The following is a 14,767-nucleotide window of genomic DNA, read 5'->3' as shown; positions in this document are numbered from 1 at the left end:
ACTTGCTATAAACTTTATTTAATAAGCTTTTTAGGCTATTTTGTTACTCGCCAGATGATTTCACTGCCAGATGTCACAATTGTCAGCCAAATTTACGAGAGTGCTAATTCATTCGTATATCGAGGCATATTTAATACTAATCGGCAACCCGTAATTTTAAAACTCCTTAAGGAGGATTATCCTACACCTGCCGAAATCTACCGCTATCAGCAGGAATATGAAATCACTCGTAGTCTTAACTTAGAGGGAATAATTAAAGCCTACGAACTGAGAAAATACCAGAATACCCTCCTTATGTTGTTGGAGGATTTTGGTGGAGAGTCTTTAAAAATTCTGCTGCAAAACCGTTCCTTTTCTGTGCCAGAGTTCCTCCATCTTGCCATTGAAATCACCGATATTTTAGGCAAAGTTCATCAAAATAATGTTATTCATAAAGATATCAATCCATCTAACATTGTCTTGAATCCGCAAACAGGACAATTAAGAATTATTGACTTTGGTCTATCTACTTTTTTATCCCAAGAGAATCCCTCTCTAAAAAGCCCTAATGTTCTGGAAGGTACATTAGCTTATATGTCTCCAGAACAAACAGGACGAATCAATCGTGTAATTGATTACCGCACCGATTTTTATTCTCTTGGTGTCACTTTCTATGAATTGTTAACCAAACAACTACCTTTTGACTTTGATGACGCACTTGAATTAGTCCATTGTCATGTTGCTAAACAACCGCTAGCGCCTCATGAAATTAACCCAGAAATTCCCATAAATCTCTCTGATATCGTCATGAAGTTAATGGCAAAAATGCCCGAAGAAAGATATCAGAGTACTTGGGGAATTAAGGCAGATTTAAAAACTTGTCTGACTCAATATCAAAACGGTGCTATCCAAAAATTTACTTTAGGATGTCAAGATATTTCTCATCAATTACAAATTCCGGAGAAACTTTACGGAAGAGAATCGCAAATTGAGAGTTTATTGACTGCTTTTGAGCGCACAAGTCAAGGGCAAACTGAACTCATGCTAATTTCTGGGTACTCTGGTATTGGGAAATCAGCTTTAGTCCATGAACTTTATAAGCTAATTACTGAAAAACGCGGATACTTTATTAGCGGAAAGTTTGATCAACTTCATCGCGATATTCCCTATCAAGCTTTAGTCGCTGCGTTTCAAGAATTAGTGCGACAATTACTTACTGAAACTGAACTGCAATTACAACAGTGGCGAGATAATATTCTAGCTGCATTAGGAGCTAACGGACAAATTATTATTGATGTTATTCCCGAAGTTGAACTGATTATTGGTAAACAACCTGCTATCCCCGAATTATCTCCTACAGAATCTCAAAATCGGTTTAATTTAGTTTTTCAAAACTTTATCCAAGTATTTTGTCAAAAAGAACATCCTCTAGTTATATTCCTAGACGATCTACAGTGGACAGACAGTGCTACATTGCAATTGCTCCAGTTGATAATGACTCATGCTAATACTCAATATCTGTTTTTGATTGGAGCTTATCGAGATAACGAAGTCAGTGCAACTCATCCTGCTATGCTGACTGTAGCAGAAATGAATAAGCAGGGATTAGTGGTTAATCATCTCTCCCTTTCACCCCTAAATTTCAATCAGGTTAATGAATTTATCGCAGATACGCTGAAGACTAATTGTATCTATATTCAGAAATTAGCTGAGTTAATTTGGGATAAAACACAGGGAAATCCTTTTTTTATCAAGGAGTTTATAAAATCACTTTATACAGATAAATTACTCAAATTTGATACCAATGCTGGTATTTGGTCTTGGGATTTACAAAAAATTATCAATAGTAGCATAACTGATAATGTTGTTGAATTAATGACAGAAAAGATTCAACGCTTATCAGAGTCAGCACAAAAAGTTTTACAATTAGCTGCTTGTATTGGTAACTCTTTTGATTTAAAAAACTTGGCAGTTATCAATGAAAAATCTCCAAAAGAAACGGCTAAAGAATTATGGGATGCTATGCAAGCCGGACTGATATTACCTATCGGCGATGACTACAAGTTTCTACAAACAGATAGAGAATATAATGAATTAAAAATTACTTATAAGTTTGCACACGATCGCATCCAACAAGCCGCCTATTTCCTAATTCCTATCGACGCAAAGCAAGATGTCCATTGGAGAGTTGGACAGCTTTTATTACAAAATACTCCGCCACAGTTACGGCAACAAAAGATTTTTGATATTGTCAATCAATTAAACTTAGGTATTGAATCAGTTGATGTTCAAATAGAACGAGATAAACTAGCCCAATTAAATCTCATTGCCGGTAAAAAAGCGAAAGCTTCAGCCGCATGGAAAACTGCTAGTAATTACTTCAGAATTAGCAGAAATTGCTTGAGTGCAGATAGTTGGCAAAGTCAGTATGATTTAACTTTAGTATTATATGTAGAAGCCGCCGAGGTAGCAAGTTCTTGTGGTAATGTTGAGGAAATGGAGAAATTAGCTAATATAGTGCTACAGAAAGCTAATTCGTTGTTAGATAAAGTAAAAGTTTATCAAGTTAAAATCCAAGCTTATACATCACAAAATAATCCTCTACAAGCAATTGATACGGCACTATCAGTATTAAAAATGTTGGGAATTAACTTTCCCAAGAAGCCTAATAAATTAGATATTGTACTCAAATTAGTAAAGACAAGATTAAGTTTTATAGGCAAAGAAATTGAATCATTAATCGAACTACCAGAAATGACCGATCCTTACAAATTGGCAGTTATGCGGATTTTGTCAGATATGGTAGCACCTGCTTATTTTGCAATACCAGAACTCTTTGCTTTAATTGTGTTTGAACAGGTCAGTTTATCTCTTAAATATGGTAATACAGCTACCTCCTGCTATGCTTATGCTACTTACGGATTGATTCTCTCAGGGGAAGTTGTCGGGGATATTGAATCTGGCTATAAATTTGGTCAACTAGCACTGAAATTGCTGGATAAATTCAATGCTAAAGAACTTAAATCGAGAGTATTTTTTGTTGTTAATTTCTTTATTAAACATTGGAAAGAGCATCTTAAAGAAACCTTAACACCTTTGCGGGATGCTTATGTAATTGGCTTGGAAACTGGAGATGTAGAATACGCTGCTTATGCAGCAACTTCATACACTCATCATGCATACATTCTGGGACAGGAATTAGCAAAGCTGGAACCAGAAATGGCAATGTATGCTAACGCCCTTAAACAACTGGGACAAGAAACAGGTTATTATTATATCCAAATCAATCGACAGCTAATCTTAAATTTAATGGGGCAGGCTGAAGATAATTGTCGTTTAATCGGTGAAAGCTATGACGAAGATAAAATGCTACCGATTCATCTGGAAGCAAATGCCCAAAATATTTGCCATTATCTCTATTTTTATAAAATATTTTTGGGCTATCTATTTCAAGATTATCAGCAAGCTCTGAAATATACCCGTTTAGTGGAAGCATCTCAAGATAGTGCTGTTGGTAGTATACCCCTGGCGGATTTCTACATATCTTTAATTTACTTAGCTATATATGCTGATGCTTCTAAATCGGAACAAAAACGCATCCAAAAGCAGGTGAAAGCCAAGCTGAAAAATATTAAAAAATGGGCGCATTTTGCACCGATGACTCATTTGCAAAAATTCTATCTAGTGCAGGCAGAATTGCATCGAGTTTTGGGCGAACATACTCAAGCGATTGATTGCTACGATCGCGCTATTACCTTAGCCAAAGAAAATGACTATCTGAATGAAGAAGCTTTGGCTAATGAATTGACTGCTAAATTCTACCTCAATTGGGGAAAAGCGCAAGTTGCCCAAGGTTATCTGATTAATGCTTATCACTGTTATCTGCGTTGGGGTGCGATCGCAAAAGTTAAGGATTTAGAACAGCAATATCCGCAACTTTTGCAGCGCTTTACCAAAACCAATATATCCCTCGATTCACGCCACAGCATACCTAATACCTCTGGTAGTACCGCAGGCGAAGTTTTGGATTTAGCCGCACTGATGAAAGCTGCTGTCGCAATTGCTAGTGAAATTGAACTAGATAAACTCCTCGCAACTTTAATGCGAATTCTGCTATCTAGCGCTGGCGCACAAACTGGCTACCTCATTTTAGAATCTCTGGGAGAATTACGAGTTGAAGCATCTGGTGAGGCGAATTCTGAGCAAATTCTAGTATTGCAATCGACTCCTATCGAAACCTGTCTACCTGCATCAATTATTTACTATGTCGCCAGAACTCAAGAAGGATTGATTGAAAGTAATGTTGCCCGTGAAGGTAGATTTACGCAAGATAATTATATTAAAAAATACAAACCAAAATCAATTCTCTGTGCGCCACTGCTGAATCAAGGGCAATTGATTGGGATTGTCTACTTAGAGAATAATCTCGCAGATGGAGTTTTTACAATTGATCGGCTTAAAGTAATACAAATGCTTTCGACCCAAGCAGCGATCGCGCTTAACAATGCTAGACTTTATACTCAAGTTCAATCGACGCAAAATAGACTGAATAAATTCCTCAACGCCATTCCTCTAGGTATATCCGTTCACGATGCCAAAGGCAAGCTGGTTTACGCCAATCAAGTTTCACAGCAGTTACTGAAGATTCAAGAATTACCAAAAGCGGAAGTCGAACAACTTTCCCAAGTCTATAGCATATATCGGGCCGAAACCAATCAGATGTACCCAGTAGAACAGCTTCCCGTCGTGCGATCGCTGGGTGGTGAAAAAACAAGGGCAGATGATTTGGAACTACACTATAGTGACGCAATTGTCCCCTTAGAAGTCACCAGCACGCCAATTTTTGATGAGACTGGTAATGTAGAATATGCGATCGCCGCCTTTCAAGATATTAGCGATCGCAAACAAGCTGAGAAAACCCTGATTGAAAATGTGCGGTTAGAACAGGAAATTAGCGAACGCAAAAAAATAGAAGCAGAACTCGAACAAGCTAAAGACGCAGCCGAAACTGCTAACCACGCTAAAAGCACATTCCTGGCTAACATGAGTCATGAATTGCGAACTCCCCTAAATGCAATTCTTGGCTTTTCTCAGCTGATGAACCAGGATGCAAATCTCTCCACTGGACAAAAAGAGAATCTGGAAATTATTCATCGCAGTGGAGAACATTTGTTGACATTAATTAACCAAGTGCTTGACTTGTCGAAAGTGGAAGCCGGACGCATGGTGTTATCCACAACTAACTTCGATTTGTATTATTTACTGGCTGATATCGAAGATATGTTTGCATTGAAAGCCAAAGATAAAAACTTGCAGTTGCAATTTGACTGTGCCCAAAATGTTCCCCAATATATCTGCACAGATGAGATTAAATTGCGGCAAGTACTGATTAATTTAATCAGTAATGCTATTAAATTTACCTCCTCTGGCAGCGTGTCAGTTAAAGTGGCAATCAATGCAGATATGCAGACAGATAGGGGAGAAACAACTATTAGCTTTGAAGTCAAAGATACAGGAGTTGGCATTGCAGCAGAAGAACTAGAGAATTTATTTCAGCCCTTCGTGCAAACCTCATCAGGACAGCAATTACAGCAAGGAACGGGATTAGGATTAACAATTAGTCGTGAATTTGTGCGCTTGATAGGGGGTGAAATTACTGTTATTAGTAGTCAAGCTTTTTGCTCCCCCACCTGTGAAACTCCCTCTGGTACTACTTTTAAATTTGATATACCAGTAAGTATTGCTGATGAATGCGAAATTGAGAATCCATTGAAGAGCGATCGCATTATTGCCTTAGCTCCTAACCAACCTCAATATCGCATCTTGGTAGTGGATGATAAAGATTATAACCGCCAACTGTTAGTTAAACTCCTCAAACCCCTGGGTTTTGCAGTGCAAGCAGCTAATAATGGTGAAGATGCAATTAAAATTTGGGATGAGTATTCACCGCATCTGATTTGGATGGATATGCGAATGCCAGTGATGGATGGTTATGAAGCCACCAAACGCATTAAAAGCACAACTAAAGGACAAGCCACTGTCATTATTGCTTTGACTGCTAGTGCATGGGAAGAAGAAAAAACCGTAATTTTATCGGCTGGCTGCGATGATTTTGTCCGCAAACCTTTTTACACAGAAACCATATTTGAGATGATGGCTAAACATTTGGGAGTTCGTTATATTTATCAAGAAAAAGAGCAACCATCTCATCGTGCTAATGTGACTGTAGAACCGTTAAATTTAACGGATTTATTCGCAGAAATGCCAAAATCATGGATTATAAATTTGCATGAAGCTGCCCTTGATGCAGATGCAGAATTAGTCTTGCAAATCCTAGGGTTAGTTCCTGAATCTCATGCTTTAGTTCGTCAGACTTGCAAAGATTGGGTGAAAAGATTTCAATTTGAAAAGATTTTGTATTTAACTGAACCATTGATTGGTAAACATTAACCAACAAAGATAGATAAGTATTTTTTCACCCTACTTACTCTGATAATTTAGTTGAGCATTCTTCCATATTCCCTCCTCTCCCAAATCCATATAATCTTTAGTCTCGCGTATAGTCATCGAAAAGCCATCACCCAACTTCACCGCTATCAATTCATAGCCTTTTTTTTGCAGGTTGGTTTCCCAAAAAAATTCTTTTTTCAGGGATTCTCCTGTTTCAACTACCTGTACTAACTGCTTAAAAAATCCGGGAATGAGTTGATTTAAGACTTGCTTCTGCCCTAAGTTATTAGTCAATTCTTCTCGTTTCTTACCCAAGATTTTGGCAAATACAGGATTAACTAATAAATAGCGAAAATCTTCAATTTCTCCAGTTACCATATCCCTAACGGCTTGCATAGCAGCAATTCCATCTCTAGAACTATTCAACAAACTGGCGAGGAGGGCGCGAGATTGGTAGAGAATTTCTGCTGTTTGTTGATGTTTTTCAATTTCTTGTCGCAACTGGCGCTTTTGCTGTTGCAAAGTCAGGTGAGTTTGAATACGGGCGATAACTTCTTCAGTTTGAAAGGGTTTGGTAATATAATCTACTCCCCCCACTTCAAAAGCTTTGACTTTATCAAAAACCTCGTTTAATGCACTGAGAAAAATAATCGGAATATCTGAAGTGTCTTCTTCAGCTTTCAGAATTGAGCAGACTTGATAGCCATCAATATCCGGCATTTTGATATCAAGTAAAATCACATCCGGGGGATTGTTGCGGATAGTTCGTAATGCCATATTACCGTTAGTGACACTGCGAACTTTGTAACCCTGTTTGCTTAAGATATCGTTTAAAAAATGCAGGTTTTCGATTAAGTCATCAACAATTAAAATATTGCCTTTTGGGTCTTCAGTTTGATAAGTGTCGCTTTCGGCAATTTTGAGAGAGGACTGAGTAGAGGTAGCAGTTTGTTTTAAAAGTAAATGGCGAAAGTTATTTTTAGTTACTTTTTCTTCTAGTAAATCTGAAAGACGTTTCCATAATAATGAGGCTAAATCTTTAATATGCCCCACACTCATATATAAGCTATCCGCAACAGCGTTGTAGGGTTCGTTTTCCCAAGCGGCTTTGAGGATTTCTTTCTCCGGGATCGTTAGTTTTTTACCTGTTTTGGATTCTAGGGTCGAGTCTACCCATTTGATTGCTTCTTCAAGATTCATGGGTGCTTAGATGTCATTATTGAGGGTTTTTGGTGATGAGACAATGTATTTTATTTTATACGTAGTGTGGCAATTGGCGATCGCTACTGCCTTCAATAAGTGTTTCAGTATATAAATACTATTTACTTTTATAGTTGTAAATTAACCGTATTTTCTCGGAAATTCTTCCAAAAGAGAATAGATTTACTATAGTGTTTATTTATCATTACCCTTAAGTATTGGTATTATAAATTTCTCTCATTAGACGCTTTAACACTTGCTTTTGTGAATTCTGTTGAGAGCTTGCCTCAATATAAATACTTGAGATTCAAAATATTTCAAGCAAAATCCGACTCATCCGACCGAAATACCCGACTTTTCCGACTAGTGCACAGCAGAGAATAGTAGTAACTTTACATACGAGCAGCAAATACCACGCTAGTGAATTGTCAAAACTTTACCACAATTATTCGTGATCCAGCATTTATATATACATACAAGTATATATAAACACTTAATTAGCAAGGACTAAGAGATTGCTCTGACTTTTCCAAAATTTACCAAATATATACCTTTATTGGTTTATTTACCCAAAAAAACTGGAAATCGTCTAAATACAATGCTTCAGCCTAGTTGCGATGAAAGAGTGAGTAATTTTTTATACGATAGACGTTTGAAATCGAATTGCAATCAAATTAATTAGATTGTTGAGTGTCACATTATGGTAGTTTCTCTAGCAGTCGTCTCCTCATCAGAGCGTAGTAGTTCTGATGATGTCAGTATGACTTTTTGGCAGCAATGGCAACAGTATCAAGATTATCTTTATCGTTGCTGCGTTAAGTGGATGGGTGACTCAATTGATGCTGAAGATGCGCTCAGTCGGGCGATGCTGAAAGCTTGGAAGAAGGCGCAAAAGTATGCAGAGGAAATTTCTAATTTTAAGGCTTGGCTCGTGACGCTGACTCGTAATCTCTGCGTGGATATTCTTCGAGAACGCACTCGGGGTGCGAATCGAGTTGAGGATATAGAAATTTACGCCTCTGGTGAGGAGCAAGGACTGGTTGCGTTTGAGAATACCCCAGAAAGTGTGATGGACACTGACGAGAGAAAGATGGTGATTCGTCGTGCTATTGATAACTTACCGACAAGGCTGCGCGAGACGTTTATTCTGCACTTTTATCAAGAACTTTCACATCAGGAAATAGTAGAACAGCAGGGAATTTCTTACCAAAATGTCTGTAAGCGCATCTCCCAGGCGCGGGCTATTCTGCGTGAGGAGTTGAAGGGATATTTTATCGGGGAGGAGGGAATGGATAGGGATAAATCTGTGACAGCGACTGCAACAAAGTCGGAAATAGTGGAGATGTCCGAGGGGAATGGGGTAGTTGAAGCGAGAGTAGGGGAGACGGTACTTGCAGTTACGGTGGAGGAAGAGGAGATTGTTGGGAGTGAGAAAGCTCAGGAGGTAGCGCATGATGTGCAGCAGTTTGAGTCGGTGATGCTTGGGGCGACTTCTGAGGAGAAGTTAGAGGTAAAAAGTGATGCTTGTTGGTGGGTTGAGGCGGTGCTGTGGACGCAACAACAGTATCAGGTGGGGAAAGTGGGGCGAGAATTTATGTTTGTGCGATCGTCCCGCTCTCCTCCTTTGTATTGAGAAGAAAGCCTCTAGCCTGAAAAATTAAGTAAAAGCGGTAATCGGTTTAGTCGAAAATGAAGAATTCACGCTTGAGGCTTTCTGAATTGAATTAATAAGGGAGTGGGTATTGTTAGATAATGATAAGTTCTACTTTCTCAAGGACGGATATGAGATAAATCCATCTGAGGAATCTGAATATAAGCTCTCAATATTTAAAAATGAAAATGATAGAGAGGTAGTAGATCATCAAGTTTGAATTGAGGGATAAAGTCGCTTCAATTTGATACGAGCATCTGCTGTGGTAAATCGCCAATTAACTTTTGTTTTTTCTCTGTTGTGACCAAGCAGCAATTTCTAATTTGAGAGTATCTTGGTCAGGAATACGACGATTAAGACACTAAACTCAATTTCTGCCAGGATTTTTTTCGTCATAAGGACGCTTGTAAACATCTAAAATATCTTCCATACAGCAAACAAATTCTGCGGTTGCTTCAGGTGGAATTACCCAAGATTCATTGAGCTAGGGTTTGAGTTTGTTTTTTTAATGCTTTTCTGATAGTTTCAGTATATACTTGTTCAACATAGTTGAGTTCTATCATTTGTCTGCAAGCATTTGAAGCGTCCGATTGCGCTTTCCTGTTGGGGCTTTACTATAAGCTATCGCAATTAGATAGGCTTCTTTTTCTCCATCAATTATTTGGGAACGAAGTTTTTTGCTCTCGTCGACAAACAGGCTGATTCCATCCCTTCTTTGACAAATCTTTGTCTTACTCAGGAATATTTTGTTGTAAGAGAAGTTAAAACAGGGGTTTTCAGTCTCGTCTTTTATTAGTGAATCGGTATTCTAGTAATTATAGTGTTTGAGTAAAAAGCATCTAACTCGAAAAATTCATAAATTAATTACTGGAACCGTCTTATAAATAGACAAGCGAAAGGAAGAAAACCTCCTTATCCTTTGTCAACTACCCGCAAAAAAAACAAAATTCAGCTAATTTAGTTAGCTCAATACCAATAATTCAGAAATTGCCTTCTGAAGCATCTCAAAAATGTAGAGAATCAGTACCAGTTATCAAACATTAGGAGTATTAAGATATGTCATTCAAGGTAGTAATTTACCGTGATGCAAACTATAGCGGACTCAGTCAGGAACTTGACGAGGGAAGTTATGATGTCTCTAACTTGACAATCGGTAATGATCAACTGAGTTCGTTGAAAATCACTAACGGGTTTAAGGTCATTCTTTATGAAAATCCTGGATTTTCTGGTCGTTCTAAGAGCTTTACCAGTGATACTCCTTTCGTAGGCTCAGATTTTAATGACATCACATCATCAATCCGAGTAGACAGGCTTACGAAAAAAACTTTAAACCTTGTCAGTGTAAAGTGTATCAAACCATCGTCAGGAATTGACGACTTTGCAAGAGGCATATTTGGTACAATTGGTGGTCTAGCAGGTGGTGCTGCGGCTGTTGCAGGTGCTACTGTGACTGGTGGTCTACTTATTGCTGCTACTGGAGTTGCTGCTGTTGGTGGCGCAGGTGCAGGAGTGCAGGTTATCGAAGGACTCGATCACTTTTTTGCAGGAGCCGATGATCTGTATATAAAAGTGGACAGCAAGAAAATTTGGCCGAATTCAGGAAAATACAAAGAAATCAATTCGCAGCAAACAAAAGAGACAGGTTATAGTTACCAAATCCCCGAAAATGGAACCACAATAGAATTGTGGGACTATGACTCGATAAGCTCGGATGACAAACTCGGATACCTAACCATACCGGAAAGTCACAATGCAGGTTATTTTACTTATCTAGTCAGCAATAACGATGAAGGCAGTGTCTACGAAATAAATATTCAGATAGTATCGTAGTACATTTACCATCAGCCAGTCCAATCCGCAACAGGTTTTTTAGCGATCACCCCTCATCTTGAATTCAAGCCTTTTCACCAAGGAGCGATCGCCCTACTTATCCCAGAGCGTGATCGCCTTTCTTTCATCAAAGCCATTTTCACCACAGTGTGATCGCTCTAGCACAAAACACTACTTCCCTGGTTTGTCTGGCTTTATGGATAAGCTACCGCAGTGTGCGATCGCTGATTTAATTATCCGACTTTGCAGACTTCATGAGCCGACTTTGCCGACTGACAGGAAGAGGGGAGAGGAATCAGGATAGATAAAGACGCAAAGCAAGAAAGGGGTTGTGCCAACAACCCTTCGCTTGCTTTGCTTATTCACACCATAGATGCAGAAAAACAGAGGTTTAAACGAAGTGACAATAAACGTTTTCCTAGCCTAAATTACTTTTGATAAATGCGTTTACCAAGAACAAAGTTAGTGAGGTAATAGATGATGGTACAAAGGACAGTATTCAAAAGTTGATTAATACAATAATGTGTTTATAAAGAGTGATAATAATGGAAAATAAAAACATAAAATTGATAATTACATGTTTACAGCATATTTCAGCTAAATGAGGTATGCCGATATGGGTACAACATTGTTGTGCCCCTACAATTATCTGTAATTACCAACTTGCAATATGCTGTAGATAAAAGTAAATAATCGCCATATATCTGATATTTGATATTATCTATAAATGAGTTTATATTATGGTAAACTGATATTTAATAGGCATAATTAAACCTTCCCAGCCTTAATTAACGATTATAGGTTGGGAAGGTTTAAAACTTTCAAGCTATGCTATTTTAACGCGTACAAACCAATTTGTTTCTATAAATATAACACAAGCTTGTTGTACCTTCAGGTTGAGCTTTTAGGCTCATTTTATCTTGGTTATCTTGGGCATATTGGTTAATTTGAGTAGCGTGTGCGGGAAGAGCAAGCGCCATTAATGTGGTAGCAATCAATAGTGTTTTTTTCATGGTTTAAGTTCCTTAACTCTTGTTTATTTATAACATTAACACTCTGGTAATTGTCAATAAAAATATCATTTATTTTGGCAGCATTCATGTCTTGAGATTAACGCAAAATATTATAGTGAATCCGACTTTTCCGACTTAAATATCCGACTTTTCTGACTGACATAACTAGGGCTAATGAACAATAATAAAAACTTAAAAATAAAATTCAGGTATTCTTAGCTATCCACAGGATTATTAAAAATAGCATTTACTTGCAGAAGATAATTTATTGTCTTCTGTATCTGTTGTGAACATATTAGGGATAACAAAAAATAGGCGAATTTATCTAGCCATTTCAAGTATTAAGCATGGTTGATTTTCTAGCTATATTTCTATCTGAGGAATACAAAAAATTACTCTAATATTTTTGTTATTTCACAAACTACAGTAAGTAGTCACAATTCAATTCAAGCATCTATAGTTTTGCAAAGGAAAGGGTGGTTTTTCCCTTTCCCCTTCTGAATCAGGGATGACATATACCAAGCAAGCCATTATTCATCTGCATATATTCCCTGCTATTCAACATGCATATTAAGAATTTTCATTGGCATAACCGTTTCCGGTGTTTGCTCCAGTTGTGTCCAATTATATTAACTAACAGCCTCATTATTGAATCCGCACTGGCGAACACCCCTAACTTATTACCAGTACCTCAACTGGAGCCGATAACCGCCCCCAAACCCCTCACTCATCTTCCACAGGTACCCCAACCATCTCTACTCCCAACCCCTACTTTAGAAGAAGTAGTTCCCACTTCAGCCTTCAGCCCCAACAGTGCGATATCTGACCAACTCGACGCAAAGAAGACTGAAAAACAACCGACTTTCAATAATTCCCTTCCCTTCCCAACTCCAGAGCAATCTCCATCACCCCAAAACACACCAAAAGCAACTGTGTGTTCCAAGACAACTTCTGCACCAGAGTCGGGAACTACTCTAGACGCTTTCACTGTGGAAGAGTTCTTTTTTGTTATCAATCATCCGGTGTTTACACCAGCAGAACTCAAAAGCTTCACTAAAGGCTACCTCAACAAAGTCCTCTCCCCGGAACAACTGATGCAAGTTGCTGCGGAAATCACCAAACAGTATGCAGCCCGTGGCTACAGTACGTCTAGTGCGGTGGTTTGTCTCTCCTCTCAAACCAAACAGCAAGAAAAAACAGCAGCGATTATTCGTGTCATTGAAGGGGAGTTAGAGAGGATTGACGTAAAATCATCCCCTGCTAATCAGGAATATACAGAAGGCTCAAGAGTGCGCCTCAATCCTAACTACGTGCGTTCCAGGTTAGCACTTGCTGCATCAAAACCCCTGAACGTTAACAAATTACAGGCAGCTTTGCAACTGCTGCAACAAGACCCGCTAATTGAATCTGCAAACTTTCGTCTATTATCGGGGTCAAGTCCAGGTAAAAGTATTCTAGAAGTGGAGGTCAAACAAGCAAAATCTTTCAGCGTCTCACTTAGCAATGATATTAGTGGTTTTTCCCATTTGGGAATCTCTCAACAACAAATTGTTCTCACAGAAGCTAACTTGCTGGGGATAGGAGATAGTCTCAGCCTGGGATATTCTGGTACAGAAGGAACACATAACTGGAATGTCAACTACACCTTCCCCCTAAACGCTCGCAACGGAACTCTCAGTTTTACCTACAACCAAAGTCAGGCTGAGGGGATATCTGCGCTGAATGGCTTCGTTCCTTCCTCGGTACAAAGCATTAACGAAGAGACTTTGGCTGCATCTTCCATCAATTCTCCCTTAGATAGCTTACAAGTACCTGGGAATAGTTCCAATCAAGAATCAACCTTACGCACTTACGAATTAACGCTGCGTCAGCCAATTATCCGCAGAATCGCAGAGGAAACTCTTGGTAATGGAGAACAGCCACCAAGTTATGAAGAATTAGCCCTTGGTCTAACTGCTTTTTTAGGGGAAAGCCCGACGATTTCATCTCTGCTTCCTTTATCCCTGTCTTCATTGTCTAACGATAGTGGGATGACACGCACCTTTGCACTGCGGTTTTTTCAGGAATTTAAAAAACATAATGCACAAGATAGCATTGAACTGCGTTCTCAATTCAGCTTTGGATTTAATTCCTTGAGTTCCACAAGCAACGAACCGCTAGCTCTGGGGAATTCAGTACCAGCCACATTTGTTTCCTGGCAAGGTCAAGCGCAATGGACACGGATTTTAGCTAAGGATACATTGCTATTGGTGCGTGCCAATGCTCAACTAGCGTACCAGACCTTAGTACCTTCGGAACAGTTCATCTTGGGCGGAAAAGGCGGTTACCTCCAAGATTCTCTGCTCACCGACAATGGAATTTTCGCTTCAACTGAAGTTCAACTCCCTGTGATGGCAGTTTTCCGGGGAAAGGGACTGATCCAGGTGATTCCCTTTGTTGATTTTGGCACAGGTTGGAATAATTCTGGTCAAACCAATCCCAGCCCCAATACTATGGCTTCTGTCGGTCTGGGTTTACAGTGGCAACAGGATCGTGTTACTGCTCGTCTTGACTGGGGAATTCCTTTAATCTCAGTAAATTCACCGTATGGTACAGGGCTAGAAAATGCTCTGTATTTCTCTGTACAATACAACCCTTAAAATTA

At 38.8% G+C, this 14,767-nt stretch carries 7 protein-coding genes and 1 pseudogene; 5 read left to right on the top strand and 3 right to left on the bottom strand.

Annotation, left to right across the window (positions count from 1 at the left end; all coding sequences use genetic code 11):
• Positions 1-54 precede the first annotated feature (54 nt).
• Positions 55-6,429 (top strand): hybrid sensor histidine kinase/response regulator, encoded by a 6,375-nt coding sequence (locus HGR01_RS27045; protein ID WP_045868733.1) that lies wholly within the window; start codon positions 55-57, stop codon positions 6,427-6,429.
• A 30-nt stretch (positions 6,430-6,459) separates the two neighbouring features.
• Here HGR01_RS27045 and HGR01_RS27040 read toward each other — a convergent pair whose 3' ends face one another.
• On the bottom strand, positions 6,460-7,629 hold the full coding sequence (locus HGR01_RS27040; protein ID WP_052335100.1) for a response regulator: 1,170 nt from the start codon (positions 7,627-7,629) through the stop codon (positions 6,460-6,462).
• Positions 7,630-8,329: 700 nt separating this feature from the next.
• On the opposite strand from HGR01_RS27040, the gene HGR01_RS27035 reads away from it, so the two are divergent.
• On the top strand, positions 8,330-9,262 hold the full coding sequence (locus tag HGR01_RS27035; protein ID WP_081583917.1) for an RNA polymerase sigma factor: 933 nt from the start codon (positions 8,330-8,332) through the stop codon (positions 9,260-9,262).
• 397 nt (positions 9,263-9,659) lie between these two features.
• On the opposite strand, the pseudogene HGR01_RS27030 reads toward HGR01_RS27035, so the two are convergent.
• A pseudogene (locus HGR01_RS27030) lies at positions 9,660-10,015 on the bottom strand (IS630 family transposase); the annotation flags it as partial.
• Positions 10,016-10,336: 321 nt separating this feature from the next.
• Here HGR01_RS27030 and HGR01_RS27025 point away from each other — a divergent pair.
• Both HGR01_RS27025 and HGR01_RS27020 read left to right on the top strand, forming a co-directional pair.
• The gene (locus HGR01_RS27025; RefSeq protein WP_045868734.1) at positions 10,337-11,110 is read left to right on the top strand and encodes a hypothetical protein; all 774 of its coding nucleotides are present in this window, start codon (positions 10,337-10,339) and stop codon (positions 11,108-11,110) included.
• 58 nt (positions 11,111-11,168) lie between these two features.
• Entirely contained in the window at positions 11,169-11,414 is a 246-nt protein-coding gene (locus HGR01_RS27020; RefSeq protein WP_155539051.1) for a hypothetical protein, read from the top strand.
• A 532-nt stretch (positions 11,415-11,946) separates the two neighbouring features.
• Here the strand turns inward: HGR01_RS27020 and HGR01_RS27015 are convergent.
• Positions 11,947-12,123, bottom strand: a complete 177-nt coding sequence (locus HGR01_RS27015) for a hypothetical protein (protein ID WP_155539053.1) — start codon at positions 12,121-12,123, stop codon at positions 11,947-11,949.
• A 563-nt stretch (positions 12,124-12,686) separates the two neighbouring features.
• Between HGR01_RS27015 and HGR01_RS27010 the strand changes: the two genes are divergently transcribed.
• A complete protein-coding gene (locus HGR01_RS27010) occupies positions 12,687-14,762 on the top strand; it encodes a ShlB/FhaC/HecB family hemolysin secretion/activation protein (protein ID WP_052335101.1) in 2,076 nt (691 codons plus the stop codon).
• Positions 14,763-14,767: the final 5 nt, after the last annotated feature.

The organism is Tolypothrix sp. PCC 7712, from assembly GCF_025860405.1.
Taxonomy (GTDB): Bacteria; Cyanobacteriota; Cyanobacteriia; order Cyanobacteriales; family Nostocaceae; genus Aulosira; species Aulosira diplosiphon.
This window is presented reverse-complemented; position numbering and strand designations above follow the sequence as displayed.

What these genes read in the sequence shown, in the direction of transcription:
- HGR01_RS27010 (WP_052335101.1), top strand. Translation starts at nt 12,687, where the DNA reads ATGCATATTAAGAATTTTCATTGGCATAACCGTTTCCGGTGTTTGCTC.
- HGR01_RS27015 (WP_155539053.1), bottom strand. Translation starts at nt 12,123, where the DNA reads ATGAAAAAAACACTATTGATTGCTACCACATTAATGGCGCTTGCTCTT.
- HGR01_RS27035 (WP_081583917.1), top strand. Translation starts at nt 8,330, where the DNA reads ATGGTAGTTTCTCTAGCAGTCGTCTCCTCATCAGAGCGTAGTAGTTCT.
- HGR01_RS27025 (WP_045868734.1), top strand. Translation starts at nt 10,337, where the DNA reads ATGTCATTCAAGGTAGTAATTTACCGTGATGCAAACTATAGCGGACTC.
- HGR01_RS27040 (WP_052335100.1), bottom strand. Translation starts at nt 7,629, where the DNA reads ATGAATCTTGAAGAAGCAATCAAATGGGTAGACTCGACCCTAGAATCC.
- HGR01_RS27045 (WP_045868733.1), top strand. Translation starts at nt 55, where the DNA reads ATGATTTCACTGCCAGATGTCACAATTGTCAGCCAAATTTACGAGAGT.